Origin of the sequence: Streptomyces swartbergensis, assembly GCF_002148965.1 — a bacterium.
Lineage (GTDB): Bacteria > Actinomycetota > Actinomycetes > Streptomycetales > Streptomycetaceae > Streptomyces > Streptomyces swartbergensis.
The window spans coordinates 1-22,883 of record NZ_NGFN01000115.1 but is presented as its reverse complement, the minus strand read 5'-3'; the positions used below and the strand labels follow the sequence as shown (position 1 = coordinate 22,883).

Sequence of the window (22,883 nt, the reverse complement as noted above, 5' to 3'; positions counted from 1 at the left end):
GCCCCCGGCCGACCCCACCCCGGGCGGCACCACCGACGGCGGCAGCACGTCCACCGGCGGCCAGGACACCGGCACCGAGACGCCCGGCCAGAGCCCGAGCGCACCCGAGGGGCGCACCCAGGGCCAGACCGACGGCGGCACCACCGGCGGCGGCACGGGCGGCGAGTCCCCGACCGGAGGCGGCACCTCGGACGGCGGGACCGGCGACGGCGGCACCGCCACCGGCGGCGGCACGACCGACGGCGGTACGACGGAGGGCGGCGGAGACGAGACCGACGGCGGCGCGACCGGCGGGCCGACGGGCCCCGGCTGGGGCGTGGTCCCGCAGGGCGCTCGCCGCGAATAGGCCGGCCTCAGTGACCCGAGGTCGCCTTCAGCCCCACCACGGCGACCAGCAGCAGGCACACGAAGAAGATCCGGGCGGCGGTGGCCGGCTCCCCCAGCACGGCCATGCCGAACACCGCCGCCCCGGCCGCCCCGATGCCCACCCACACGCCGTAGGCGGTACCGATGGGCAGGGTCCTGGCGGCCTGGGACAGCAGCAGCATGCTGGCGACGATGCCGGCACCGGTGAGAACGCTGGGGAGCGGGCGCGTGAAACCGTCGGTGTACTTCATACCGACCGACCACCCGACTTCGAGCAGACCGGCGACGACGAGCAGAACCCAGGCCATGACGGCACCTCCGGGAAACGGGCTGACGGTGCGGGTGCGTCGTCTTTGCCTTCGTCCCGGTACGGCGCGTCTCGTCGGGGGTCCCTCCAACGTAGCAAAGCGATGACGAAGGGGCCGGTGACTCCCGTCACCGGCCCCATCGCGCTGCTGCCCGGACTACAGATAGAGGCCCGTCGAGTCCTCCGAGCCCTCGAACCGGTCCGCGGCCACGGCGTGCAGATCACGCTCGCGCATGAGCACGTACGCGATACCGCGCACCTCGACCTCGGCACGGTCCTCCGGGTCGAACAGAACCCGGTCGCCCGGCTCCACGGTCCGTACGTTCTGCCCCACCGCGACGACCTCGGCCCAGGCCAGCCGCCGGCCGACCGCCGCCGTCGCGGGGATCAGGATGCCGCCGCCGGAACGCCGCTCGCCCTCGCTGGTGTCCTGCCGCACGAGTACGCGGTCGTGCAGCATCCGGATGGGCAGCTTGTCGGGATGGGTGCTGTGCTCGTTTCTCTTGGCGCTCACGCCCTGAAACCTACCTGTCTTCCCCGTGGACGTACGCGGTCGGGTCAGCCCTTGCGCCGCCGCGTGCCGACGGCGAGCAGCCCGACCACTCCGACGACGACGAGCGCGACGGGCACGACCCGCTCCAGCCGCGGCGCCCCGTTCTCGTCCACGAACCGGGCCCGCACATCGGTGACGGCCCGATTGACCTCGACATACGCGCGCCCGAGGGTGTGATCGATATTGGACGCGACCTTGGCCTTCGCGTCCCCGACGATCGTCTTCGGGTGCACCCGCACCCCGATCTCGTCGAGGGTCTCGGCCAGGGTCGCGCGGCGGCGCCTGATGTCCGCCTCGATCTGCGCCGGGGTCCTGGTGTCCGCCGTGTCCGCCACCGTGTCGCCTCCGAAGTCGGTGTGAAGCCTGTGCCGGACAGTCTGTCAGCTCCACGGCTCATCACACTGTCCCGACCCCCGGTTAGGCTGGTCCGATGAGCGAGCGACTCCAGCCGGGGGACGTGGCCCCCGCCTTCACCCTGCCCGACGCCGACGGCACCGAGGTGTCCCTGTCGGACCACAAGGGCCGCAAGGTCATCGTGTACTTCTACCCGGCCGCCCTCACCCCCGGCTGCACCAAGCAGGCATGCGACTTCACGGACAACCTGGAGCTGCTGGCCGGCGCGGGCTACGAGGTGATCGGCATCTCCCCCGACAAGCCCGAGAAGCTGGCCAAGTTCCGCGACAAGGAGTCCCTCAAGGTCACGTTGCTGGCCGACCCGGACAAGCAGGTCCTGGAGTCCTACGGCGCCTACGGCGAGAAGAAGCTGTACGGCAAGACGGTCGTCGGCGTCATCCGCTCCACGGTGATCGTGGACGAGGAGGGCAAGGTCGAACGGGCCCTGTACAACGTCAAGGCGACGGGGCACGTGGCCAAGATCATCAAGGATCTGGGGGTCTGAGTCCCACCGCCTGGTTTCTGGAACGGCTCGTACCGGAGTGGCCCGGTACGAGCCGTTCCGCATTTCGTGCGTGACTGTCCGATAAACGGTTCGCTGCTCCGTACGAGATCACGAACGGGTGGTCGAGGGTGGCGGAACGGAGGGGGCTCGATGGGGGCCAGTGCGTATCCGAGGGAGCGGCTGGAGGAGGCGGCTCGCGGGGCGCGGACGTTGTCTGAGGCGTTGGTGCGGTTGGGGGTGGATCCGAGGAGTCCGACGCGGCGGTATGTGCACGAGCGGATGAAGAAGCTCGGGGTGGACGTGTCGCACTTCGAACGGGAGGGGGTGAAGTGGACGAGAGACGTCCTTGAGCGGGCGGTCGCGGCGTCGACGAACACGTGCGAGGTGCTGCGGCACCTCGGGCTGGATGTGGTCGGGGGGCATCACACGCACATCAGCCGCACAATCAAGGCGTACGGCATCGACACGTCGCACTTCCAGGTGCCGACGAGGCGTGGGAAAGCCTGGCGTCCGCGGACCCCGGAGGCCGTCCTCGTCGAGCAGCCGGCACATCGCGCCCGGCGCATTCCGAGCGATCGCCTCAAGTGGGCGATGACGGCCTCGGGAGTAGCGGAACGGTGCGCCCTGTGCGGCACCGAGGCGGTCTGGCGGGGCCAACCACTCCCGCTGGAGGTCGACCACGTCAACGGCCGCTGGCAGGACAACCGGATCGAGAACCTTCGCCTCCTGTGCCCCAACTGCCATGCGACGACGGATCGTTACCGAGGGCGTGGCAAAGGACGTGCGCGGGGGCGGGCCTCATGAGCCTTCGGCGAGCACGTCCCACTCCCGAGGAACTGCGCGTCGCGGTCGCCGAGTCCGTCTCCATCGCGGAGGTGCTGCGCCGACTGGGACTCCCGAGCAGCGGCAGCCAGCGCGCGCATCTGCGCCGGTGGATCACCGAGGACCAGCTCACGACCGAGCACTTCCTGGGACAGGCCCACCAGCGTGGGAAGTCCCGACCTGCCATGGCCAGACGTCCTGAGGACATCCTGGTCAAGCATGACGGCGAGCGCCGGACCCGCACGGTTGTGCTCCGGCGGGCGCTTCGCGAGGTGGGCGTACCGGAACAGTGCGCGGAGTGCGGCATCGGCCCCGAGTGGCTCGGCAAGCCCATGACCCTGGAGGTGGACCACGTCAACGGGGACTGGAGCGACGACCGGCTGGAGAATCTGCGGTTGCTGTGTCCCAACTGCCACGCCGTCACGAGCACCTGGTGCCGAGGCGGGCAGCGACGACATAATCTCGCCCAGTAGAGTAGAAAACCGCTGGGCGCCCGTACGCCAACGGCTGAGCGGCGACCTTTAGGTGGTCGTGTCTGTCGGTTCGAATCCGACCGGGCGTACACAGAGGAACAGCCCCGCACTGCAAGGTGCGGGGCTGTTCAGTCAGCCGAGCAGCTCCCGAACCACCGGCACCAGTGCCCGAAACGCCTTCCCCCGATGGCTGATCGCGTTCTTCTCCTGCGGAGTCAGCTCCGCGCAGGTTCGGGTCTCGCCCTCCGGCTGGAGGATCGGGTCGTAGCCGAAGCCGCCCGAGCCCGTCGGCTCGTGACGCAGGACGCCCCGTAGCTGCCCCTCCACCACCCGCTCCGTTCCGTCCGGCAGGGCCAGTGCCGCCGCGCAGGCGAAGTGGGCGCCGCGGTGTTCGTCGGCGATGTCCGAGAGCTGGGCGAGGAGCAGGTCGAGGTTGGCCTTGTCGTCGCCGTGGCGGCCGGACCAGCGGGCGGAGAAGATGCCGGGCGCGCCGTTGAGGACGTCGACGCAGAGGCCGGAGTCGTCGGCGACCGCGGGCAGGCCCGTCGCCCGGGCGAGGGCGTGGGCCTTCAGCAACGCGTTCTCGGCGAAGGTGACGCCCGTTTCCTTGACGTCGGGGATGTCCGGGTAGGCGTCGGCACCGATGAGTTCGTGGGGCAGCCCGGCTTCGGCGAGGATCGCGCGAAGTTCGGTGATCTTTCCGGCGTTACGGGTGGCGAGGATCAAGCGACTCATGGCCACACAGTAACGAGCGGCCCAGGCCCCTCGAAGCGGCCGGTGTGCGACACCCAAGGGGCGCGGGGAACTGCGCGATCAGCCCCCACGCACCCGCACCTGCCACCATCGCAACCCGGCAGACGAGTAGCCCGGCCCAGCCGGCGCGGCGCTACGGCGTGCAGACCTTCGTCAGTTCGCCCGCCGCGTCCGTGACCGGGCTGATGTCGGGCGTCTCGTCGCCGTTCTTGATCGCCGTACGGACGTTGCCGACGGCCTGGTTGAGGTCGTCGACGGCCTTGTTGACGTCGGCGTTGTCGGTCTTGTCGCCGATCTTGTCCAGGTTCTTGTCGATGGAGTCGAGGGACTCGTCGAGCCGCGTCGGGTCGTTGGCCGCGTTGTCGACGGCCTGCTGGAGTTCCGTGACGCTGTCGGCGATGGCGTCGGCGGTCTGGACGCAGTCCAGCGCCTTGTCGACGGCGGCGCAGCCGGTGGTGAGTCCGGCGGTCAGCGCGACGGCCGCCAGGGTGGCGGCGACGGCGGCGGTGCGGCGTCGGCGGCTCGCGGCCATGGAACGGTCCCTCTCGTCGGTCGGGCCGGGCGGCCCGTGTGGCTGGCCGAGCGCACAGGGATGAGCCGTGCGCCCGTACTCCTTCAGACGCGAGTGTGCTCGGCGCGGTTGCCCGTGCCGAGCACCTGTCTTGGCGCGCCCTTTACTTTCCGAGGACGGTATCAAGCGCCGTTCGCTGGTGGGCGGCGAGTTCCGTGCAGCCGGCGACGGCGAGATCGAGGAGGGCGTTGAGTTCCTCGCGGGCGAAGGGTTCGGCCTCGGCGGTGCCCTGGATTTCGACGAAGCGGCCGTCGCCGGTGCAGACGACGTTCATGTCGGTGTCGGCCTTGACGTCCTCCTCGTAGCAGAGGTCGAGGAGGGGGACGCCGCCGACGATGCCGACGGAGACGGCGCTGACGGTGCCGGTGAGGGGCTGGCGGCCGGCCTTGATGAGCTTCTTGCGCTGGGCCCAGGCGACGGCGTCCGCGAGTGCCACGTAGGCGCCGGTGATGGCGGCCGTGCGCGTGCCGCCGTCGGCCTGGAGGACGTCGCAGTCGAGGACGATGGTGTTCTCGCCGAGGGCCTTGTAGTCGATGACGGCGCGGAGCGAGCGGCCGATGAGGCGGCTGATCTCGTGGGTGCGGCCGCCGATGCGGCCCTTGACGGACTCGCGGTCGCCGCGGGTGTTGGTGGAGCGGGGCAGCATGGAGTACTCGGCGGTGACCCAGCCTTCGCCGCTGCCCTTGCGCCAGCGCGGGACGCCTTCGGTGACGGAGGCGGTGCAGAAGACCTTGGTGTCGCCGAAGGAGACGAGGACGGAGCCTTCGGCGTGCTTGCTCCAGCCGCGTTCGATGGTGATCGGGCGGAGTTGCTGGGGGGTGCGGCCGTCGATTCGAGACATGCCGCTGAGCCTATCCGTACATGCGGAAGGGGCCCCTCCCGCGGTGGGAAGGGGCCCTCACAGGTGACCTCGGGTGGTCTGTCGGGGGTGACCCCGGGGGGTCCGTCAGGGGGTGAAGCCCGGGACGATCCCCGCGCTTCACATCATGTCTTCGATCTCCGCGGCGATGGGGTCGGCGTCGGTGCCGATGACGACCTGGATCGCGGTGCCCATCTTGACGACGCCGTGGGCGCCGGCGGCCTTCAGGGCGGTTTCGTCGACCTTGGCGGGGTCCACGACCTCGGTGCGGAGGCGGGTGATGCAGCCTTCGACCTCTTCGATGTTGTCGATGCCGCCGAGCCCGGCAACGATCTTCTCAGCCTTGGTGGCCATGTTCGTTCTCCCTGATCCGAACCGCTTTGTCGCAGTAACCCACAGTTGGCCCAACTTTGCGAGCGGTCATGTCGTGCGTGCCGAAGGATGGCGTCACGTCAGTGTGCGACCGCCCGTTCGACTGGTCTACACCACGAGCCTGCCTCTCGACAAAGGGACCGGAATGAGTGCCGACAGCCCCGCCGGCGCCGAGGCCGCCGCCGCTCCCGCCCGTGCTCGCTGGAATCGGCTGTTCCAGGGCCTTCAGAAGATGGGCCGCAGCCTTCAGTTGCCGATCGCGGTGCTGCCGGCGGCGGGCATCCTCAACCGGCTGGGGCAGCCTGATGTGTTCGGGGACGACGGGCTGGGCTGGACGAACGTCTCGAAGGTGATGGTGGGGGCGGGCGGGGCGCTGCTGGACAGTTCGCTGGGGCTGCCACTGCTGTTCTGTGTGGGCGTTGCGATCGGGATGGCGAGGAAGTCGGACGGGTCGACGGCGCTGGCGGCGGTGGTGGGGTTCCTCGTCTACTTCACGGTGCTGCGGCAGTTTCCGGAGGACTGCCCCGAGGGGTCGGTGGCGGTGCCGAACGTCGGGTGCCAGGTGACCGACGGGGACCGGACGGTGACGGCGTTCACGTTCCAGAATCCGGGGGTGTTCGGCGGGATCGTGATGGGGTTGCTGGCCGCGTTCTTCTGGGCGCGGTTCCATCGGACGCGGCTGGTGGACTGGCTGGGGTTCTTCAACGGGCGGCGGCTGGTGCCGATCATCATGGCGTTCGTGGCGATCGTGTTCGCCGGGCTGTGTCTGTGGGTGTGGCCGCCGGTCGGTGACGCGCTGGAGAGCTTCAGCGACTGGATGGACGGTCTGGACGCGTGGGGCGCGGGCGTCTTCGGGGTGGCGAACCGGGCGCTGCTGGTGATCGGGCTGCACCAGTTCCTGAACGTGCCCATCTGGTTCCAGTTCGGCTCGTACACCAAGCCGGACGGGACGGTGGTGCACGGTGACATCAACATGTTCCTGGCCGGGGATCCGGACGCCGGGCAGTTCACCACGGGCTTCTTCCCGATCATGATGTTCGCGCTGCCGGCGGCGGCGTTGGCGATCACGCACTGTGCGCGGCCGGAGCGGCGCAAGGAGGTCGGTGGCCTGATGCTGTCGGTGGCGCTGACGTCGTTCGTCACGGGCATCACCGAGCCGATCGAGTACTCGTTCCTCTTCATCGCGCCCGCGCTGTACGCGGTGCACGCGCTGCTGACGGGGGTGTCGATGGCGGTGACGTGGGCGCTCGGCGCGAAGGACGGGTTCAGCTTCTCGGCGGGGCTGATCGACTACGTCATCAACTGGAATCTGGCGACCAGGCCGTGGCTGATCGTCCCGATCGGCCTGTGCTTCGCGCTCCTCTACTACGTGATCTTCCGGTTCGCGATCACGAAGTTCGACCTGAAGACTCCGGGGCGCGAGCCCGAGGAGGAAGTCGAGGACAGCGCCAAGGCGTGATCGTCGGGGCGGGCGGAATTGGCGGGTTCCGCTCGTTCGGCCTACCGTGCTACAACTGGTCTACACCACTCAGTGGTGGAGGTAGCGCGGCGCTGACCGCGTTCCCCTTTCTTTGAGACGCCGCCGTCCCCCGTCGAAATCTTCCTGGGCGGCGCTGTGCCCCCTGGAGGAAGTTGATGTCCACAGACACAGCCGCGCCCGCGAGCCCGAGCAAGGGGTCGGCCGTGATGGCCGTCATGCAGCGCATCGGCCGCAGCCTGATGCTGCCCGTCGCCGTGCTGCCCGCCGCCGCCCTGCTGGTCCGCCTCGGCAACGACGACATGCTGGGCCGCCCCGAGTTCCCCGCCTTCCTGACGAAGATCGCCGGCTTCATGGCCGCGGGCGGCAACGCGATCCTCGACAACATGGCGCTGCTGTTCGCCGTGGGCATCGCGATCGGCTTCGCGAAGAAGTCGGACGGCTCGACCGCTCTCGCCGCCGTCGTCGGCTACCTGGTCTTCAAGAACGTGCTGGCCACGTTCACCGACCCGAACCTGCCCAAGGTGGCGACGGCCGTCGACGGCAAGGTCGTCATGACGGACGCGCCGGTGGACGCCAAAGTGCTCGGCGGCGTGGTGATGGGCCTCGTCGTCGCCCTGCTCTACCAGCGCTTCCACCGCACCAAGCTGCCCGACTGGGCGGGCTTCTTCGGCGGTCGCCGCCTGGTCCCGATCCTCGCCGCCTTCGCGGGCCTGCTCATCGGCATCGTCTTCGGCTACATATGGCCGGTCCTCGGCACGGCCCTGCACAACTTCGGCGAGTGGCTGGTGGGCTCCGGGGCCGTCGGCGCGGGCATCTTCGGTGTCGCCAACCGCGCCCTGATCCCGATCGGCATGCACCACCTGCTGAACTCCTTCCCCTGGTTCCAGGCCGGCACCTATGAGGGCAAGAGCGGCGACATCGCCCGGTTCCTGGCGGGCGACCCGAGCGCCGGCCAGTTCATGACCGGCTTCTTCCCGATCATGATGTTCGCGCTTCCGGCCGCGTGCCTGGCGATCGTGCACTGCGCCCGGCCCGAGCGCCGCAAGGTCGTCGGCGGCATGATGATCTCCCTCGCGCTGACCTCGTTCGTCACGGGCGTCACCGAGCCGATCGAGTTCACCTTCATGTTCATCGCCCCGGTGCTGTACGCGATCCACGCGGTGCTCACCGGTGTCTCGATGGCGCTGACCTGGGCGCTGGGCATGAAGGACGGCTTCGGCTTCTCGGCCGGCGCGGTGGACTTCTTCCTGAACCTGGGCATCGCGACCAACCCGTGGGGCCTGGCCCTGGTGGGCTTGTGCTTCGCGGCGGTCTACTACGTGGTCTTCCGCTTCGCGATCACCAAGTTCAACCTGCCGACGCCGGGCCGCGAGTCCGACGAGGAACTCGCCGAGCTGCAGAAGGCCGAGGCCAAGTAACCCGCGCCACGCGGAAGGCCCCGGAACCCGCTCGGGTTCCAGGGCCTTCCGTGTGCCGGGCCTTCAGATCTCGTACGTCTGCCGGGGTGCGGCGAGGTCCACCGGACCGTCGTAGACCTCGCGGGCGTCGGCGACGTTGACCTGGGGGTCCGTCCACGGCGGGATGTGGGTGAGGACCAGGCGGCGGGCACCGGCCCGGGCCGCCGTCTCACCCGCCTCGCGGCCGTTGAGGTGCAGGTCGGGGATGTTCTCCTTGCCGTGCGTGAACGCGGCCTCGCACAGGAACAGGTCGGCGTCCCGGGCGAGTTCGTCCAGGGCGGGGCTCACGCCGGTGTCGCCGGAGTAGGTCAGGACCTTGCCGCCGTGCTCGATCCGGATGCCGTACGCCTCCACGGGGTGGGCCACCCGCTCGGTGTGCACCGTGAACGGGCCGAGCTCGAAGGTGGACGGCTTGACCGTGTGGAAGTCGAAGACCTCGCTCATGGAGGAGGCGGAGGGGGTGTCCGCGTAGGCGGTGGTCAGCCGGTGTTCCGTGCCTTCGGGGCCGAAGACGGGGAGTGGGTCGCAGCGGCCGCCGTCGTGGCGGTAGTAGCGCGCGACGAAGTACGCGCACATGTCGATGCAGTGGTCGGCGTGCAGGTGGCTGAGGAAGATCGCGTCGAGGTCGTAGAGACCGCAGTGGCGCTGCAGCTCACCCAGGGCACCGTTGCCCAGGTCGAGAAGCAGCCGGAAGCCGTCGGCCTCGACGAGGTAGCTCGAGCAGGCCGATTCCGCGGACGGGAACGACCCCGAGCAGCCGACGACGGTGAGCTTCATGAAGCAGAAACCTCCGCTGGCGGGAATGTCTGAGAGGGGCGTCGGGGGTCGTGCGGTGCGTCGAGCGTAAGGCGCGAAACCTCCGGTCGCTCCTCCGCCAAGGGCCGTTGTGGGCGAACTCACCTGTGGTGTCACCGGTTCGGCTGGCAGGGCCCGGCGTGATCCTTGTGAGGGGGGCGCGTGGGAGGGACGGCGCCGGTACCGTCTCAGTATGGACACGTCCTGGTGGCTGGCGCTCGCCGCGGTGCTACTGCTCGCGCTCGTCGCCACGCTCGTCGACGGCTGGGGGCGGCGGTCGTCGGCGCGGCGGGGCCGGACGGCGGTGGGAACCGTCACGGTTGCGGGCCTGCCGCAGCCGGCGGAGATCTGGTGGGCGGACGTTCCCTACGAGGACGAGGCCCGCACGAAGGACCGGCCCTGCCTGGTGCTGGCGGTGCGCGGGGAGCGGGCGACCGTCGCCAAGATCACCACCCGCTTCCGGCACGAGCGCGCCGGCGTGATCCCCCTCCCCCCGGGCTCGGTCGGCGACACCCAGGGCCGCGCGAGCTTCCTGGAGACGGACGAACTGCGGGAGGTCCCGGTGTGGGGCTTCCGCCGACGGGTCGGGGTGGTGGACCCGGCACTGTGGGACCAGGTGCGGTATCTGGCCGGCTGAGAGCCGGGATTCCCTGCGCGGCGTCCCACGGGGACATGCCACCGGACCGGCTGCGGGGCGGGCGCGTCGACCGGGAGGGTCGGCCAGGCGCGTTGACCGGACCGCGAGGGCCGGGCGGATCGGCCAGGCGCGTCGACTGGGCGGTCGACCGGACACGACGACCGGGCGGGACGGCCGGACACGGCGGCCGGGTACGACGACCGCGCCGCCCCGCGCCGAGGCCCGGGCGGTGATCCCAGCCGTCGGCCGACGCCCTCGCCACGGCCGTCCGAGCAGCAGGTACGGCACCAGCGCGGCAGCGAACGACCGCGGTCGGCGCCTGGCCGGAAACCCAGAAGGCCGGAAACGCAGAAGGGCCGGAGTTCTCACTCCGGCCCTTCTCCTCTGATTCGCCGTCGGGTTACGCCCAGAGCTGCCCCTGGAGCGTCTCGATGGCCTCCTCTGTCGTGGGCGCCGTGTAGACGCCCGTCGACAGGTACTTCCAGCCGCCGTCGGCGACGACGAAGACGATGTCGGCCGGCTCGCCGGCCTTGACGGCCTTCTTGCCCACGCCGAGCGCGGCGTGCAGCGCGGCGCCCGTGGAGACGCCGGCGAAGATGCCCTCCTGCTGGAGCAGCTCGCGGGTGCGGGTGACCGCGTCCGCCGAGCCGACCGAGAAGCGGCTGGTGAGGACCGACGCGTCGTACAGCTCGGGGACGAAGCCCTCGTCGAGGTTGCGCAGGCCGTAGACCAGGTCGTCGTAGCGCGGTTCGGCCGCGATGATCTGGACGTCCGGCTTGTTCTCGCGCAGGTAGCGGCCCACGCCCATGAGCGTGCCGGTGGTGCCGAGGCCCGCCACGAAGTGGGTGACGGAGGGCAGGTCCGCGAGGATCTCGGGGCCCGTCGTCGCGTAGTGGGCGCCCGCGTTGTCCGGGTTGCCGTACTGGTAGAGCATCACCCAGTCCGGGTGCTCGGCCGAGAGCTCCTTGGCGACGCGCACGGCGGTGTTGGAGCCGCCCGCGGCCGGGGAGGAGATGATCTCGGCGCCCCACATGGCCAGCAGGTCCCGGCGTTCCCGTGAGGTGTTCTCCGGCATCACGCAGACGATGCGGTAGCCCTTGAGCTTCGCCGCCATGGCCAGGGAGATGCCGGTGTTGCCCGACGTGGGCTCGAGGATCGTGCAACCCGGGGTCAGGCGGCCGTCCTTCTCCGCCTGCTCGATCATGTGCAGGGCCGGGCGGTCCTTGACCGACCCGGTCGGGTTGCGGTCCTCCAGCTTCGCCCAGATACGGACGTCGGCGGACGGCGACAGCCGCGGCAGGCGCACCAGGGGGGTGTTGCCGACCGCGGCCAGGGGTGAGTCGTATCGCATCGGTGATCAGACCATGCCGCCGGCCACGGCCGGCAGGATCGTGACGTTGTCGCCGTCCGTCAGCTTGGTGTTGATGCCGTCGAGGAAGCGCACGTCCTCGTCGTTCAGGTAGACGTTGACGAAGCGGCGCAGCTGGTCGCCGTCCACGATGCGGGCCTGGATGCCGGCATGCCGCGTCTCGAGGTCGGCGAACAGCTCGGCGAGGGTGTCACCGCTGCCCCCCACCGCCTTCTGACCGTCGGTGTACTGGCGGAGGATGGTCGGGATGCGGACCTCGATGGCCATGGCTCAGGGCTCCTGTCGGGAGTAGTCAGTCGGGCGCGCGGCAGCGCAAGAACAGCGGGGTGGTGCGTGTGTGCGGCGCCGCGGCTCACGGCCGTACGGCGGCAGGGGTCGGCGTCAACAGATGGCGCTGGCGAGCCTGCACAGGTCGACGTGCAGCCGCGCCACGAGCAGCATGCCCGGCGTCTTGTCGCTCACGTCGTGGAAAACCATGCGCTCATCGTATCGATTCCCGGTCCGGGTTCTGGAATGTGATCCCACATCGCGGACGTTTTCCGGCCGGGGAGTGAGACCGCCCTGTTCAGACCTGTTCAGCGCTGTTCAGCCCGCTCGGTACGCCTCGACGATTTCGACCTCTTCCTCCGTGACCTCGCCCTCGACGATGCGGAACGAGCGGAACTGGAACTCGCCGGCCCCGTCGGTGTCGGCCGTGGAGACGAGGACGTAGTGCGCGCCGGGCTCGTTCGCGTACGAGATGTCGGTGCGGGAGGGGTAGGCCTCGGTCGCCGTGTGGGAGTGGTAGATCACCACCGGCTCCTCGTCACGGTCGTCCATCTCGCGGTAGAGCTTGAGCAGGTCGCCGGAGTCGAACTCGTAGAACGTGGGCGACATGGCCGCGTTGAGCATCGGGATGAAGCGCTCGGGGCGGTCGGAGCCCGCCGGACCCGCCACGACGCCGCACGCCTCGTCGGGGTGGTCCTTGCGCGCGTGGGCGACGATCTGGTCGACGAGGGCCTGGGTGATGGTCAGCATGTTCGTCAGGATAAGCAGAGGGGCCGTCCCGTACCGATGGCTGGTACGGAACGGCCCACATGCCGGACGCCCTGAGCGGCAGCCGCAGGGGGTGCCACGAGTACTCCCTGCGGCTGGGCGTCCTGGCTGGTTCGTGGCCGGCCTTTCCGGAACTCAGCCGACCTTCTCGAACTCCGCGTCGCGGCGCTCTGCGATCTGCGGGTTGCGGCTCTTGAGCACCGCCCAGCCGACGCCCAGGGCGACGGCCCAGCCGGCCGCGACGTACAGGCAGATCCGCGCGTCCTTGTCGTACGCGATCATGCAGGTCACGCCGATGAGGAAGAGGAGCGCGACCCAGCTGAAGAGCGCACCGCCGGGGGCGGGGAAGGACGAGGCGCGCAGCCGGCCCGCGTCGACCGCGGCGCGGTAGCGGATGTGGCTGACGAGGATCATCATCCAGGTCCAGATGCCGGCCGCGGTGGCGACGGAGGTGACGTAGAGGAACGCCTTCTCGGGGACGACGTAGTTCAGGACGACGCCGATGCCCATGAGCGCCACGGAGACCGTGATGCCGACGGCGGGCGTCTTGCGGGCGTTGAGCTTGCCGAACGCCTGCGGTGCCTCGCTGTTGGCGGCCAGGTCGCGCAGCATCCGGCCGGTCGAGTACATGCCCGAGTTGCAGGACGACAGGGCGGCGGTGAGCACCACGAAGTTGACGATGCCCGCAGCGAGCGGGATGCCGATCTCGCCGAAGGCGTGGACGAACGGGCTCTCGCCGGCGGAGAACTCGGTCCACTTGACGACGGAGAGGATCACCAGCAGCGCGCCGACGTAGAAGACGATGATGCGCCAGGGCAGGGTGTTGATGGCCTTGGGCAGGGTCTTCTCGGGGTTCTCGGACTCGCCCGCGGTGACGCCGACGAGCTCGACGGCGAGGTAGGCGAACATGACGCCCTGGAGCGTCATCAGGCTGGAGCCGATGCCGTTCGGGAAGAAGCCGTCGTGCGACCAGAGGTTGGAGACGGTGGCGGTGTCACCGGCGTCGGAGAAGCCGAGGGTGAGCACGCCGAGACCGATGACGATCATGCCGATGATGGCCGTGACCTTGATCATCGAGAACCAGAACTCGACCTCGCCGAAGATCTTGACGGAGATCAGGTTGACGCCGAAGAGCACCACCAGGAAGACCAGGGCGCTGACCCACTGCGGGATCTCCGGGAACCAGAAGTGGATGTAGATCGCGGCGGCCGTGAGCTCGGCCATGCCGGTGACCACCCACATGAGCCAGTACGTCCAGCCCGTGACGAACCCGAAGAACGGGCCGAGGAACTCGCGGGCGTACTCGGCGAAGGAGCCCGAGACGGGCCGGTAGAGGAGCAGTTCGCCCAGCGCCCGCATGATGAAGAAGATGACGACGCCCGCGAGGGCGTACATGAGGATGATGCTGGGCCCGGCCTTGGCGATGTTCGCTCCGGCACCCATGAACAGGCCGACGCCGATGGCGCCGCCGATCGCGATCATCTGGACCTGGCGACTGCCCAGTCCGCGCTCGTACCCCTCCTCGGGGACGTTTTCCGTGTCGACCTGCGCAGAGGTCATGTGTGGTGCGCCTTTCTCCATGCCGACCCGGACCTTCGTCGGCCTCGGATCGGGTCTCGATCCCCCCGGATTGATGGAGCGGTGCCTGGCCGGCGGTTGCCGGCTCGGTGGCGCACCCGGCCGGACATTCGGGTGGTGTCGGCCGGGCGGTCGTGAAGATTTATCACGGCCGCAACACTGATCACAGAGGTGGCTTGTGACGTACCGCACAGGGAAACCGGACAAAGTGCAGCCGAAGTCGGCATAGAAGGCGGACACGGTGACGCGATCGTTATCCGGATTTGAGTGTCCTCTGAGCGAACACCGATCGGTCATCCGGCGGTCACAGAACCTGCACGGATCAGGGCATAAGCGTTCCGACCAGCGTCTCCTGGAGTCCACCCAGCCACAGATAGGCCATCACCATCGGCTTGCGCGGGTCCTCGTCCGGGAGGCGGTAGAGGAGGTCGGTGTCCTCCTCGTCGGTGATGTCCAGCCGCGAGCCGATCGCGAGCCGCAGGTCGTTCAGGGCGCCCAGCCACCGCTGGGACTCCTCCACCGACAGCTTCAGCACCGCGCCGCCCTCGCCGGCCGAGGCCGAGGAGAGCGCGTCCAGGGAGCGGATCACCGCGAGGGCGTTGTCCCGCTTGCCGGCCCGCAGGTCGTTCTCGGTGTAGCGGCGGAATTCGGCGGAGTACGCCCGCTGCTCCTCGGCGTCCCGGGGCGAGGAGGGCTGCTCGGGGTCGCTGTAGGCGTCCGGGAAGAGGCGTTTGAGCACCGGGTCGGCGGGCGGCTCGCTCGGGCCGTCCGCGAACAGCTCGGCGAGCGGGTCGTCGCCGGCGTCCTCGGCGGGGCCGGGGCCGATGAGCTCCAGGAGCTGGACGGCCAGCGACCGGATGATGGAGATCTCGACGTCGTCGAGGGCGACGGCCGCGCCGCCGCCGGGAAGCGGTTCGAAGGTTCCGGGCATGAACGCCTTTTCGCTGCTGGGCGGGGAGCTGGCTACTTGCGGTCCTGTTGGAGGGTGGCCCACAGGCCGTAGCCGTGCATGGCCTGCACGTCGCGTTCCATCTCCTCGCGGCTGCCGCTGGAGACGACCGCCCGGCCCTTGTGGTGGACGTCGAGCATGAGCTTGGTGGCCTTGTCCTTGGAGTAGCCGAAGTACGTCTGGAAGACGTACGTCACATAGCTCATGAGGTTGACCGGGTCGTTGTGGACGATGGTGACCCAGGGGAGGTCCGGCTCCGGTACGGCGAAGACCTCCTCCGCCGACTCGGTCCGTTCGATCTCCAGGGGCGCGGGTGACGTCACACTGCCCATGCTGCCACCCGAGGGGGGTAGTCGCACAAACGGGCCTGGAAGCCGGGGGCCTTGATGCAAATCGTCAAACTGACGAAATGGGGGTACGATCCCGCTCATGAACACAGCGGACCTTGGGCTGCCGGTGAATGTTCCCTCGACGGCGCTCTTCACGGACCAGTACGAGCTGACGATGCTGCGGGCCGCTCTGGAGGCGGGCACGGCCGAGCGGCGGAGCGTGTTCGAGGTCTTCACCCGGCGCCTGCCGAACGGGCGCCGCTACGGCGTGGTGGGAGGCACCGGACGGGTGCTGGACGCGGTGGAGAACTTCCGCTTCGACGCGGGCGTCCTCGACTTCCTGCGCGAGCGCGAGATCGTCGGCGAGGAGACCCTCGAGTGGCTCGCCGGCTACCGCTTCAGCGGGGACATCTGGGGCTATCCCGAGGGCGAGGTGTACTTCCCGGGCTCGCCGATCATGCGGGTCGAGGGCACCTTCGCCGAGTGCGTGCTGCTGGAGACCGTGATCCTGTCGATCCTCAACCACGACTCGGCGATCGCCGCGGCCGCCTCGCGCATGTCGTCGGCCGCCGGCGACCGGCCGCTGATCGAGATGGGCGCCCGGCGCACGCACGAGCTGGCGGCGGTGGCGGCGTCCCGGGCCGCGTACGTGGGCGGTTTCGCGACCACCTCGGACCTGGCCGCCGGCTTCCGCTACGGCATCCCCACGGTCGGCACCTCCGCCCACGCCTTCACCCTGCTGCACGACAGCGAGCGGGACGCCTTCCAGGCGCAGGTGGACACGCTGGGGCGGGGCACGACGCTGCTGGTGGACACCTACGACGTCACCGAGGCGGTCCGTACGGCCGTCGAGGTCGCCGGGACGGGGCTCGGTGCCGTGCGGATCGACTCCGGCGATCTGCTGCTGGTGGCGCACCGGGTGCGGCAGCAGCTGGACGAGCTGGGCGCGACCGACACGAAGATCATCGTGACCTCGGACCTGGACGAGTACGCGATCGCGTCGCTGGCGGCGGCGCCCGTGGACGCGTACGGCGTCGGTACGCAGCTGGTGACCGGGTCCGGGCACCCGACGTCCTCGATGGTCTACAAGCTGGTGGCGCGGGCCGAGTCCGCCGACCCGAAGGCGCCGCTGCTGCCGGTGGCGAAGAAGTCCAGCGGGGGCAAGACGTCCGTCGGCGGGCGCAAGTGGGCCGCGCGGCGGCTGGACGCGTACGGGGTCGCCGAGGCGGAAGTGATCGGCACCGGCCCGGTGCCGGGCGACCTGGCCGACCGGCAGCTGCTGGTGGAGCTGGTCAAGGGCGGCGAGGTCGTCGCCCGTGAGCCGCTGGACGCGGCGCGGGACCGGCACGCGGCGGCGCGTGCGGGGCTCCCGATGTCGGCCACGCAGCTCTCGCGCGGAGAGCCCGTCATTCCGACGGAGTACGCGCACGGCGCCTCGGGTAGCTAATTGCGGTGTGCCGCGATGCGCCGACTCGTGCCCCCTCCCGTCTCCTCCTCCATGTCAATAGGCTCGGAAGTGCACCGGCCGGGCTTGCCGACCTCATAGCCGAAGGACACCGACCATGCGCCGCGCCTTGATCGTCGTAGACGTGCAGAACGACTTCTGCGAGGGGGGCAGCCTCGCGGTGGCCGGCGGTGCCGATGTGGCTGCCGCCGTCACCGAGCTGATCGGCCAGGCGGCCGGGTCCGGCTACCAGCACGTCGTGGCCACCCGCGACCACCACATCGCCCCTGGCGGCCACTTCTCGACCAACCCCGACTACGTCCGCTCCTGGCCCGCGCACTGCGTCGCCGGCACGGAGGGCGTCGGCTTCCACCCGAACTTCGCCCCCGCCGTCGCGTCCGGCTCCGTCGACGCCGTCTTCGACAAGGGCGCGTACGCGGCGGCGTACAGCGGCTTCGAGGGCACGGACGAGAACGGCACCGAACTGGCCGACTGGCTCCGCTCCCGGGAGGTCACCGAGGTCGACGTGGTCGGTATCGCCACGGACCACTGCGTCCGGGCCACGGCCCTGGACGCCGCGAAGGAGGGCTTCCGCACCCACGTCCTCCTCGACCTCACGGCCGGGGTGGCACCGGAGACCACCGAGCGGGCCCTGGAGGAGCTGCGCGAGGCCGGCGTGGAGCTGTCGGGCAAACCGGTCGTCCAGTGACCCCGTGCCCCGTGGCCACTGAGGGTCAGGTCTGGGCCGTCGGGCGTCGCAGGAGGGCTCTGATCGGGCGCCACAGCTCCAGGACGAGGTCCGGGCCGCCCACGACACCGTTGTCAGGGGCCGTGCGCCATATCAGGCCGTCGGGGTGGTGCAGGACCGCGGTGATCTCGTCGGGGGACGGCGGCGCGGCGTTGCCGCGCAGGTAGACCGAGCGCAGGCCGAGGTTGCGGAGCCTGGTCAGGGCTCGGGCGCGGTTCACCGCGTGGACGAGTACGCGGACGGCGCCGGGGCCGTCGGCGGCGGGGCTGGGCAGGTTCAGTGCCACCACCACCGTGCCGTTCGGCAGCTTGCAGAAACCTCCTGCGGCCATGTGGTCATACCCCCGTGTCGGTCGGTGTCAATAAGCGAGCCACAGGACGCACCTAAACACGGATCGGCGGTGACCCGCCAGTGGGTCACCGCCGATCATGCTCTGACCTGCTAAAACGCGATTTACTTCGCCGCGGGGCCTACTTCGAGCTCGATCGTCGAGCCGTCCTTGGCCTCCTTGATGATCTTGATCTTGGTGTTGGTGTCAGTGATCTTGACGCCACCGGTCCTGTTCGTCTCGTCGTAGTAGGTGTTCACTCGGTCGTTGAAGACCGACACCCCCTTCGACGACGGGATGCGCGTCGCGACGTCCGCGTTGTGCAGCTCGATGCCGTCCGTGCGGTACAGGCTGAACGGCGAGTCGTAGGACTGGATGCGGTTGCGCATCAGCGTGCCGTCGGTCCACTTCATCGCCTTCGGGTGCGAGTCGACCGGCAGCAGCAGACCCGCGCCCGGGTGCTCGCTGGTGTTGTTGTCCGCCTGGGAGGTGTCCCACTTCCAGATCAGCAGACCGTTCTGGTACGCGTAGTGCTCCACCCAGTCCGGGCGGCTGTCGGTGAAGCCGAAGTTGTACGGGCCGACCTTGAGGGTCTTGTCGTACGACACGTACTGGCGGTTCTCCGCGATGTAGTACTGCGCGTAGTCCTTGGTGAAGGACGCGCCCATGCGGGAGAAGCCCTTCGCCGTCCAGGCCGCGTCCGCGGACTCGGCGTCGTCGGAGAAGACGGTGGTGCCGTCGGCGGTCACGGCGATCCGGTCGGCCGCGAAACCCTTCATCGCCAGGCCGCCATCGGTCTGGTAGCGGAAGCGCAGGTCGAACTTCTTGCCCGCGTAGGCGTCCAGGGAGTACGCCAGCTTCTTGTAGCCGTCGACCGCGCCGCTCAGGGCCGGCTTGTCGCTGCCGTCCCGCGGGATCGGCTTGCCGTCCACGGTGCCGTCCAGGGCGGTCCAGTTGGCGCCGCCGTCGGTCGAGACCTCGGCGTAGAGGTGGTCGTAGTTGGCCTCGATCTCGTACCAGCCGTCGAGGGTCAGCGACGCCGACTTCTTCCCGGTCAGGTCGACGGAACGGGTCAGCGTGTTCTTCAGGTCGTTGCCGCTGCCGCTCCACCACTGGGTGGCGCCCTGGGCCGGGGTGACGAGTTCCGTGGTGACGGCCTTCTTGGGCAGCTCCACCACCAAGGCCTGCTTGTGCTTGGTGTTGTACTCGGCGAGACCCAGTTTGTGCCACGAGTTCGTCGCGGCCTTCGCGGTGTCGTACTTGAGCCAGCCCAGCTGGAGCTTGTCCCAGGCGGTCATGTCGCCGGGCAGGTCACCGATCTCGTTCTTGCCGGTGCCCAGCCAGGAGCCGGAGGACATCAGGGTCCAGAAGCCGGTGGAGTTCTCACCGCCGCCGGAGGTGTCGTAGTGGTCCGGCAGACCGAGGTCGTGGCCGTACTCGTGGGCGTAGACGCCGAGTCCGCCGTTCTCCGGCTGGACGGTGTAGTCGCCGACCCAGATGCCGGTGTCGCCGATCTTCGCCCCGCCGAGCTTGTTGTCCTCGGGACCGGTGGCGCCGGCGTCGGTACCGAAGGCGTACCAGCGGTGGGCCCAGATCGCGTCCTCGCCCTGCGCGCCGCCGCCCGCGGACTCGTCCTCACCGGCGTGCACGACCTGGAAGTGGTCGATGTAGCCGTCCGACTCGTTGAAGTCGCCGTCGCCGTCGAAGTCGTAGCGGTCCCACTGGTCGTACTGCTTGACGTCCGCCTTGATCTCGGCGTCGGTCTTCCCAGCTGCCTTCTGCTGGGAGACCCACGCGTTCAGACCGTCGCTGACGACGTTCCACACGCTCGGGCAGTTCTTGTCACCGCACGCGTTGTTGCCGTAACGGGCCTCGTTGTAGGGGACCTTGACCCAGTCGGAGACCTCGCCCTCGACCGAGTAACGGCCGGAGGACTGCTTCTCGTAGTACTTCTTCACCGACTCGGTGTTCTTGCCGGTGCCGAAGTAGAGGTCCTGGAAGTACTCCTGGTCGTAGTCCGCCCGCCAGGCCGTGGAGTTGTCCTTCTCGCGGTCCGGCTTGGCTATCTGGTTGTGCAGCGGGCCGGGCGTGCCGCCGAACTCGCTGATCTTGTCGCCGAACTCGACCAGGACGGTGAAGATCTTGTCGGTCTTCTCGCGGCCGAGCTCGACGTACTTGCTGTCGCCCTTCTTGCTCTTGAGCTGGACGACCTTCGAGCCGTCACGGTTCTTGACCGTGTTCTTGCCGGATATGACCTGCTTCAGGGCCTCCTGGCGCTGGGCCTCCTGGGTCTTGCTCAGCGGGCCGTCGAGGTCGTGCTCGTCGTGCTGGTGATCCGCCGGGTCGCGCCGGTCCACGGTGGTGGACCGGGGAGCGGAGGTGTCGTCGGCCTGGGCCACACCGTATGCGGAGACGGTGGCCGTGGCCGCCGCGAGCGCCACGCCTATGGCCGCCGCTCTGAACGTCCAGGGTCTACTGGTCACTTGAGTTCCTCCCCCGCGTTCGTGCGCGCGGAGGAAGGGGTCTGGTGTGAAGGGGGTCCGCGCGCGCGTGATCAACGCGTGTAGTCAAGTGACGACATTTGACTAGAGGTTTAGAAGAAAAGACAGATCTTGACTTGGACAGGTCAAGTGCACTATGCGGAGGCGATGTTCGTTTTACGGACAATCAAGCCGGTTCGCGGGCAGCGATGTCCGCCGCCCAGCAGGCACGTGCCACCGTCCGGTGGGCGCGCGCATATGTCCACCACCTGGACGCCATGACTCCGTGCGCCCCCTGTGCTCCGGCCCTGTTGGTTAGGTCACGCTTACCGTTCGTTCCACTCGGGCACGCTGCCGAATAGAGTCGCTTGGCGGAACGCCCGGAAGCTGGCGGAATGCCAGGCCGACACCCCCGTGCACCCCCACTTTCGAGGACATGATGGCCATGCCCCGTCCGACTGCCGCACAGCTCGCCTACGGTTCCTGCACCGTGATCTTCTCGACTCTCGCCCTGCTGCTGCTGTCACAGACGAGTTCGGCCGTGGGGATCGCGATCACCGCCGTCGCGGCGCTCGCCCTCGGGCTGCTGGTCGCCATGACGGTGCCGCCGCCCGGGAAGCGCCCGGCAGCGGTGGAACAGCCCGCGCCCGAGGAACCCGTACGGGCCTCGGTGTCCGCGCCGGCCTCGACTCCGGAGCCGGTGCGCGAGCGGGCGGTCTCCTGACCGCCCAGTGCCCCTTTCTTACCTCCAGTTGATACGCCTGTGCCTCAATTGGTGCTGACCACGACCGTCTTGGCCGCCTTGTCGTGCAGGCCCTGCTTGTAGGGCCGGTCGAAGAAGCTCCAGCCGCCCGAGATCGCGGTCCAGACGCAGGCGCAGCAGAAGGCGAACGGGATCCACAGCACCGCCGCGCGCATCAGCGCGTTCTGCCCGGAGGGCGTGGCGCCGTTGTCCAGGTTGGCCACCCGCATGTGCAGCAGCTTCTTGCCGAGGGTCTGGCCGGTCCGCGCGGTCAGGATCGTGTCGTAGGCGATGTAGAGGACGGCGGCGACCGCCGACTGCCAGAGGGACCTGCCGACCTCGATGCGGTCGCTGTCCACGTCGTACTCGTTGACGTCGAAGCCCCAGGTGAGCAACCAGACGACGACACCCACCAGGATCATGTCGATGATGCGGGCGAGTGTGCGCTTGCCGCTGTCGGCGAGCGGGGGCATGCCGGCGAGGGGGTCGGTGGGGTAGGAGCCGCCGCCGTAGGGGGAACCGCCATAGGGGCCGCCAGGGCCACCACCGGGAGGACCGTCGTAGGGGCCGCCGCCTTGGCCGCCGCCGGGAGGGACATCGCCGGGGCCACCGCCTGGTCCGCCGCCGGGGCCCCCGCCCGGGTACGGCGGGGGCTCGTGGTCGTAGGGCGAGCCCGCGCCCTCGCCGGGCTGTTCGCCCGGGGGCCGCTTCCTGAACGGATCGTCTTCCGGGGGCTGACCGGAGCCGGGGGGCGGTTCACTGCTCATGGCCCGAGTCGACCGCGAACCCCTCGGCTCCGCATCCGGCGGGCGGCCGTCCGAGGTACGGATTCACCTGGTGCCGCAGTGGTACGCCGCCCTCCCGTGCCGGACGTACGGGTGCCGCTCAGCCCGCCACGAACGTGTGCGCGGCCTTGTCGTGCCAGCACTGGCGCCACGGCTTGTCGAAGAGGCACCAGGCGATGCCGACGATCCCGACGACGAGGAGTCCGGGCACGCTGTAGACCAGCCAGCGGCGCAGGGCCGCGCCGAACTCCGGGGCGTCGTGGCCCTCGATGTCCCGCACTTCGAGACCCATCAGCCTCTTGCCGAGGGTGCGGCCCCACTTGGCCGTGGGCAGCACCTCGGAGACGACGCCGACGAGCAGCAGGACGGCCAGGACGATGCCGAGGTACACCGACGTGGTGCCGTCGAGCAGCCAGACCGTGACGGTCTCGCCGGAGAGCCTGGCCTCCTCGATCTTCTCGTTGACGTGGTCGACCGCCTTGATGCCGAGCGGTACGGCGGCCCCGGCCGTGAGGCCGGCGAGGACGAGGGTGTCCAGCAGCCGGGCGGCCAGCCGCCTGCCGAGCCCCGCGGGGCGGGCCGAGGCCTGGCGCCGGGCGGCCGCCTGGAAGATGTCCTCGGTCGGCGGCTTCCAGGGCGCGACGGGCTGATCGTCGCCGCCGCCCGCTCCGGCGAGCCGGTGCACCTGCTGCGCCCAGGAGGACTGACCGCCGCCGGGGCCGGCGCTGAGGGGGGTGGCGGAGGCGGCGGGGC

Annotated in this window: 28 protein-coding genes, 1 tRNA gene, 1 pseudogene and 1 riboswitch; of the genes and pseudogenes, 11 read left to right on the top strand and 19 right to left on the bottom strand. The window is 69.6% G+C overall.

Annotated elements, in window-relative coordinates:
* Positions 1-346 (top strand): annotated as a pseudogene (locus CA983_RS19730) (transglycosylase domain-containing protein); the annotation flags it as partial.
* 7 nt (positions 347-353) lie between these two features.
* Here the strand turns inward: CA983_RS19730 and CA983_RS19725 are convergent.
* The 3 genes from CA983_RS19725 to CA983_RS19715 all read right to left on the bottom strand — a co-directional run bounded on the left by CA983_RS19725 (position 354) and on the right by CA983_RS19715 (position 1,561).
* Positions 354-674 carry a DMT family transporter gene (locus tag CA983_RS19725; protein WP_053669887.1) on the bottom strand — a complete coding sequence of 107 codons (321 nt, stop codon included), beginning with the start codon at positions 672-674 and terminating at the stop codon, positions 354-356.
* Positions 675-707: 33 nt separating this feature from the next.
* A riboswitch (guanidine-III (ykkC-III) riboswitch) is annotated at positions 708-775 on the bottom strand.
* Positions 776-830: 55 nt separating this feature from the next.
* On the bottom strand, positions 831-1,187 hold the full coding sequence (locus CA983_RS19720) for a GroES family chaperonin (RefSeq protein ID WP_010040015.1): 357 nt from the start codon (positions 1,185-1,187) through the stop codon (positions 831-833).
* A 44-nt stretch (positions 1,188-1,231) separates the two neighbouring features.
* The gene (locus CA983_RS19715; RefSeq protein ID WP_086602232.1) at positions 1,232-1,561 is read right to left on the bottom strand and encodes a DUF3618 domain-containing protein; all 330 of its coding nucleotides are present in this window, start codon (positions 1,559-1,561) and stop codon (positions 1,232-1,234) included.
* Between the two features lie 95 nt (positions 1,562-1,656).
* Between CA983_RS19715 and bcp the strand changes: the two genes are divergently transcribed.
* From bcp to CA983_RS19695, 4 genes are all read left to right on the top strand, one after another.
* Positions 1,657-2,124, top strand: a complete 468-nt coding sequence (gene bcp, locus CA983_RS19710; protein WP_086602231.1) for a thioredoxin-dependent thiol peroxidase — start codon at positions 1,657-1,659, stop codon at positions 2,122-2,124.
* Positions 2,125-2,274: 150 nt separating this feature from the next.
* Complete coding sequence (locus CA983_RS19705) at positions 2,275-2,928, top strand: HNH endonuclease signature motif containing protein (protein WP_086602230.1); 654 nt, start codon at positions 2,275-2,277, stop codon at positions 2,926-2,928.
* Entirely contained in the window at positions 2,925-3,419 is a 495-nt protein-coding gene (locus CA983_RS19700) for an HNH endonuclease signature motif containing protein (protein WP_086602229.1), read from the top strand. Before CA983_RS19705 ends, CA983_RS19700 begins: the two co-directional genes overlap by 4 nt.
* A gap of 16 nt (positions 3,420-3,435) precedes the next feature.
* Positions 3,436-3,508, top strand: a tRNA-Leu gene (locus CA983_RS19695).
* Positions 3,509-3,551: 43 nt separating this feature from the next.
* On the opposite strand, the gene rdgB is transcribed toward CA983_RS19695, so the two are convergent.
* The 4 genes from rdgB to CA983_RS19675 form a co-directional block, all read right to left on the bottom strand.
* Positions 3,552-4,154 carry an RdgB/HAM1 family non-canonical purine NTP pyrophosphatase gene (gene rdgB / locus CA983_RS19690; protein WP_086602228.1) on the bottom strand — a complete coding sequence of 201 codons (603 nt, stop codon included), beginning with the start codon at positions 4,152-4,154 and terminating at the stop codon, positions 3,552-3,554.
* Positions 4,155-4,305: 151 nt separating this feature from the next.
* Complete coding sequence (locus CA983_RS19685; protein ID WP_086602227.1) at positions 4,306-4,704, bottom strand: hypothetical protein; 399 nt, start codon at positions 4,702-4,704, stop codon at positions 4,306-4,308.
* Between the two features lie 142 nt (positions 4,705-4,846).
* Positions 4,847-5,584, bottom strand: a complete 738-nt coding sequence (gene rph, locus CA983_RS19680; RefSeq protein WP_086602226.1) for a ribonuclease PH — start codon at positions 5,582-5,584, stop codon at positions 4,847-4,849.
* A 138-nt stretch (positions 5,585-5,722) separates the two neighbouring features.
* Entirely contained in the window at positions 5,723-5,956 is a 234-nt protein-coding gene (locus tag CA983_RS19675; RefSeq protein WP_086602225.1) for a PTS sugar transporter subunit IIB, read from the bottom strand.
* 163 nt (positions 5,957-6,119) lie between these two features.
* On the opposite strand from CA983_RS19675, the gene CA983_RS19670 reads away from it, so the two are divergent.
* Complete coding sequence (locus tag CA983_RS19670) at positions 6,120-7,433, top strand: PTS transporter subunit EIIC (RefSeq protein WP_086602224.1); 1,314 nt, start codon at positions 6,120-6,122, stop codon at positions 7,431-7,433.
* Between the two features lie 176 nt (positions 7,434-7,609).
* Positions 7,610-8,872, top strand: a complete 1,263-nt coding sequence (locus CA983_RS19665) for a PTS transporter subunit EIIC (RefSeq protein WP_086602223.1) — start codon at positions 7,610-7,612, stop codon at positions 8,870-8,872.
* Positions 8,873-8,935: 63 nt separating this feature from the next.
* Here the strand turns inward: CA983_RS19665 and CA983_RS19660 are convergent, their stop codons facing one another.
* Positions 8,936-9,688: an MBL fold metallo-hydrolase gene (locus CA983_RS19660; RefSeq protein WP_031140084.1), complete on the bottom strand. Its 753-nt coding sequence runs from the start codon at positions 9,686-9,688 to the stop codon at positions 8,936-8,938.
* Positions 9,689-9,899: 211 nt separating this feature from the next.
* On the opposite strand from CA983_RS19660, the gene CA983_RS19655 reads away from it, so the two are divergent.
* Positions 9,900-10,343, top strand: coding sequence for a type II toxin-antitoxin system PemK/MazF family toxin (locus tag CA983_RS19655; RefSeq protein WP_086602222.1), 444 nt, complete (start codon positions 9,900-9,902; stop codon positions 10,341-10,343).
* A gap of 400 nt (positions 10,344-10,743) precedes the next feature.
* Here the strand turns inward: CA983_RS19655 and CA983_RS19650 are convergent, their stop codons facing one another.
* From CA983_RS19650 to clpS, 7 genes are all read right to left on the bottom strand, one after another.
* Complete coding sequence (locus tag CA983_RS19650; RefSeq protein ID WP_086602221.1) at positions 10,744-11,694, bottom strand: PLP-dependent cysteine synthase family protein; 951 nt, start codon at positions 11,692-11,694, stop codon at positions 10,744-10,746.
* Positions 11,695-11,700: 6 nt separating this feature from the next.
* Positions 11,701-11,979, bottom strand: coding sequence for a MoaD/ThiS family protein (locus CA983_RS19645; protein ID WP_086602220.1), 279 nt, complete (start codon positions 11,977-11,979; stop codon positions 11,701-11,703).
* A gap of 114 nt (positions 11,980-12,093) precedes the next feature.
* Complete coding sequence (locus CA983_RS49200) at positions 12,094-12,189, bottom strand: putative leader peptide (RefSeq protein ID WP_020270288.1); 96 nt, start codon at positions 12,187-12,189, stop codon at positions 12,094-12,096.
* Between the two features lie 108 nt (positions 12,190-12,297).
* Positions 12,298-12,729: a M67 family metallopeptidase gene (locus CA983_RS19635; protein WP_086602218.1), complete on the bottom strand. Its 432-nt coding sequence runs from the start codon at positions 12,727-12,729 to the stop codon at positions 12,298-12,300.
* A gap of 153 nt (positions 12,730-12,882) precedes the next feature.
* Positions 12,883-14,307, bottom strand: coding sequence for an amino acid permease (locus CA983_RS19630; RefSeq protein ID WP_086602217.1), 1,425 nt, complete (start codon positions 14,305-14,307; stop codon positions 12,883-12,885).
* Positions 14,308-14,647: 340 nt separating this feature from the next.
* Complete coding sequence (locus tag CA983_RS19625) at positions 14,648-15,256, bottom strand: DUF2017 domain-containing protein (protein WP_086602216.1); 609 nt, start codon at positions 15,254-15,256, stop codon at positions 14,648-14,650.
* A 32-nt stretch (positions 15,257-15,288) separates the two neighbouring features.
* Positions 15,289-15,606, bottom strand: coding sequence for an ATP-dependent Clp protease adapter ClpS (clpS, locus tag CA983_RS19620; RefSeq protein WP_020270284.1), 318 nt, complete (start codon positions 15,604-15,606; stop codon positions 15,289-15,291).
* Positions 15,607-15,703: 97 nt separating this feature from the next.
* On the opposite strand from clpS, the gene CA983_RS19615 reads away from it, so the two are divergent.
* On the top strand, positions 15,704-17,050 hold the full coding sequence (locus CA983_RS19615) for a nicotinate phosphoribosyltransferase (RefSeq protein WP_086602215.1): 1,347 nt from the start codon (positions 15,704-15,706) through the stop codon (positions 17,048-17,050).
* A 115-nt stretch (positions 17,051-17,165) separates the two neighbouring features.
* Entirely contained in the window at positions 17,166-17,756 is a 591-nt protein-coding gene (locus CA983_RS19610) for an isochorismatase family protein (protein WP_086602214.1), read from the top strand.
* 25 nt (positions 17,757-17,781) lie between these two features.
* Here CA983_RS19610 and CA983_RS19605 read toward each other — a convergent pair whose 3' ends face one another.
* Together CA983_RS19605 and CA983_RS19600 are read right to left on the bottom strand one after the other, a co-directional pair.
* The gene (locus CA983_RS19605) at positions 17,782-18,126 is read right to left on the bottom strand and encodes a hypothetical protein (RefSeq protein ID WP_086602213.1); all 345 of its coding nucleotides are present in this window, start codon (positions 18,124-18,126) and stop codon (positions 17,782-17,784) included.
* A 122-nt stretch (positions 18,127-18,248) separates the two neighbouring features.
* Positions 18,249-20,606: an immune inhibitor A domain-containing protein gene (locus CA983_RS19600; protein WP_086602212.1), complete on the bottom strand. Its 2,358-nt coding sequence runs from the start codon at positions 20,604-20,606 to the stop codon at positions 18,249-18,251.
* A gap of 436 nt (positions 20,607-21,042) precedes the next feature.
* On the opposite strand from CA983_RS19600, the gene CA983_RS19595 reads away from it, so the two are divergent.
* Entirely contained in the window at positions 21,043-21,327 is a 285-nt protein-coding gene (locus CA983_RS19595; RefSeq protein ID WP_086602211.1) for a hypothetical protein, read from the top strand.
* A 44-nt stretch (positions 21,328-21,371) separates the two neighbouring features.
* On the opposite strand, the gene CA983_RS19590 is transcribed toward CA983_RS19595, so the two are convergent.
* Entirely contained in the window at positions 21,372-22,112 is a 741-nt protein-coding gene (locus CA983_RS19590) for an RDD family protein (RefSeq protein WP_086602210.1), read from the bottom strand.
* A 118-nt stretch (positions 22,113-22,230) separates the two neighbouring features.
* The coding region (locus CA983_RS19585) for an RDD family protein (RefSeq protein WP_143645511.1) at positions 22,231-22,883 on the bottom strand (653 nt) is incomplete at its 5' end.

What these genes read in the sequence shown, in the direction of transcription:
- CA983_RS19725 (WP_053669887.1), bottom strand. Translation starts at nt 674, where the DNA reads ATGGCCTGGGTTCTGCTCGTCGTCGCCGGTCTGCTCGAAGTCGGGTGG.
- bcp (WP_086602231.1), top strand. Translation starts at nt 1,657, where the DNA reads ATGAGCGAGCGACTCCAGCCGGGGGACGTGGCCCCCGCCTTCACCCTG.
- CA983_RS19705 (WP_086602230.1), top strand. Translation starts at nt 2,275, where the DNA reads ATGGGGGCCAGTGCGTATCCGAGGGAGCGGCTGGAGGAGGCGGCTCGC.
- CA983_RS19700 (WP_086602229.1), top strand. Translation starts at nt 2,925, where the DNA reads ATGAGCCTTCGGCGAGCACGTCCCACTCCCGAGGAACTGCGCGTCGCG.
- rdgB (WP_086602228.1), bottom strand. Translation starts at nt 4,154, where the DNA reads ATGAGTCGCTTGATCCTCGCCACCCGTAACGCCGGAAAGATCACCGAA.
- CA983_RS19685 (WP_086602227.1), bottom strand. Translation starts at nt 4,704, where the DNA reads ATGGCCGCGAGCCGCCGACGCCGCACCGCCGCCGTCGCCGCCACCCTG.
- rph (WP_086602226.1), bottom strand. Translation starts at nt 5,584, where the DNA reads ATGTCTCGAATCGACGGCCGCACCCCCCAGCAACTCCGCCCGATCACC.
- CA983_RS19675 (WP_086602225.1), bottom strand. Translation starts at nt 5,956, where the DNA reads ATGGCCACCAAGGCTGAGAAGATCGTTGCCGGGCTCGGCGGCATCGAC.
- CA983_RS19670 (WP_086602224.1), top strand. Translation starts at nt 6,120, where the DNA reads ATGAGTGCCGACAGCCCCGCCGGCGCCGAGGCCGCCGCCGCTCCCGCC.
- CA983_RS19665 (WP_086602223.1), top strand. Translation starts at nt 7,610, where the DNA reads ATGTCCACAGACACAGCCGCGCCCGCGAGCCCGAGCAAGGGGTCGGCC.
- CA983_RS19660 (WP_031140084.1), bottom strand. Translation starts at nt 9,688, where the DNA reads ATGAAGCTCACCGTCGTCGGCTGCTCGGGGTCGTTCCCGTCCGCGGAA.
- CA983_RS19655 (WP_086602222.1), top strand. Translation starts at nt 9,900, where the DNA reads ATGGACACGTCCTGGTGGCTGGCGCTCGCCGCGGTGCTACTGCTCGCG.
- CA983_RS19650 (WP_086602221.1), bottom strand. Translation starts at nt 11,694, where the DNA reads ATGCGATACGACTCACCCCTGGCCGCGGTCGGCAACACCCCCCTGGTG.
- CA983_RS19645 (WP_086602220.1), bottom strand. Translation starts at nt 11,979, where the DNA reads ATGGCCATCGAGGTCCGCATCCCGACCATCCTCCGCCAGTACACCGAC.
- CA983_RS49200 (WP_020270288.1), bottom strand. Translation starts at nt 12,189, where the DNA reads ATGGTTTTCCACGACGTGAGCGACAAGACGCCGGGCATGCTGCTCGTG.
- CA983_RS19635 (WP_086602218.1), bottom strand. Translation starts at nt 12,729, where the DNA reads ATGCTGACCATCACCCAGGCCCTCGTCGACCAGATCGTCGCCCACGCG.
- CA983_RS19630 (WP_086602217.1), bottom strand. Translation starts at nt 14,307, where the DNA reads ATGACCTCTGCGCAGGTCGACACGGAAAACGTCCCCGAGGAGGGGTAC.
- CA983_RS19625 (WP_086602216.1), bottom strand. Translation starts at nt 15,256, where the DNA reads ATGCCCGGAACCTTCGAACCGCTTCCCGGCGGCGGCGCGGCCGTCGCC.
- clpS (WP_020270284.1), bottom strand. Translation starts at nt 15,606, where the DNA reads ATGGGCAGTGTGACGTCACCCGCGCCCCTGGAGATCGAACGGACCGAG.
- CA983_RS19615 (WP_086602215.1), top strand. Translation starts at nt 15,704, where the DNA reads ATGAACACAGCGGACCTTGGGCTGCCGGTGAATGTTCCCTCGACGGCG.
- CA983_RS19610 (WP_086602214.1), top strand. Translation starts at nt 17,166, where the DNA reads ATGCGCCGCGCCTTGATCGTCGTAGACGTGCAGAACGACTTCTGCGAG.
- CA983_RS19605 (WP_086602213.1), bottom strand. Translation starts at nt 18,126, where the DNA reads ATGGCCGCAGGAGGTTTCTGCAAGCTGCCGAACGGCACGGTGGTGGTG.
- CA983_RS19595 (WP_086602211.1), top strand. Translation starts at nt 21,043, where the DNA reads ATGGCCATGCCCCGTCCGACTGCCGCACAGCTCGCCTACGGTTCCTGC.
- CA983_RS19590 (WP_086602210.1), bottom strand. Translation starts at nt 22,112, where the DNA reads ATGAGCAGTGAACCGCCCCCCGGCTCCGGTCAGCCCCCGGAAGACGAT.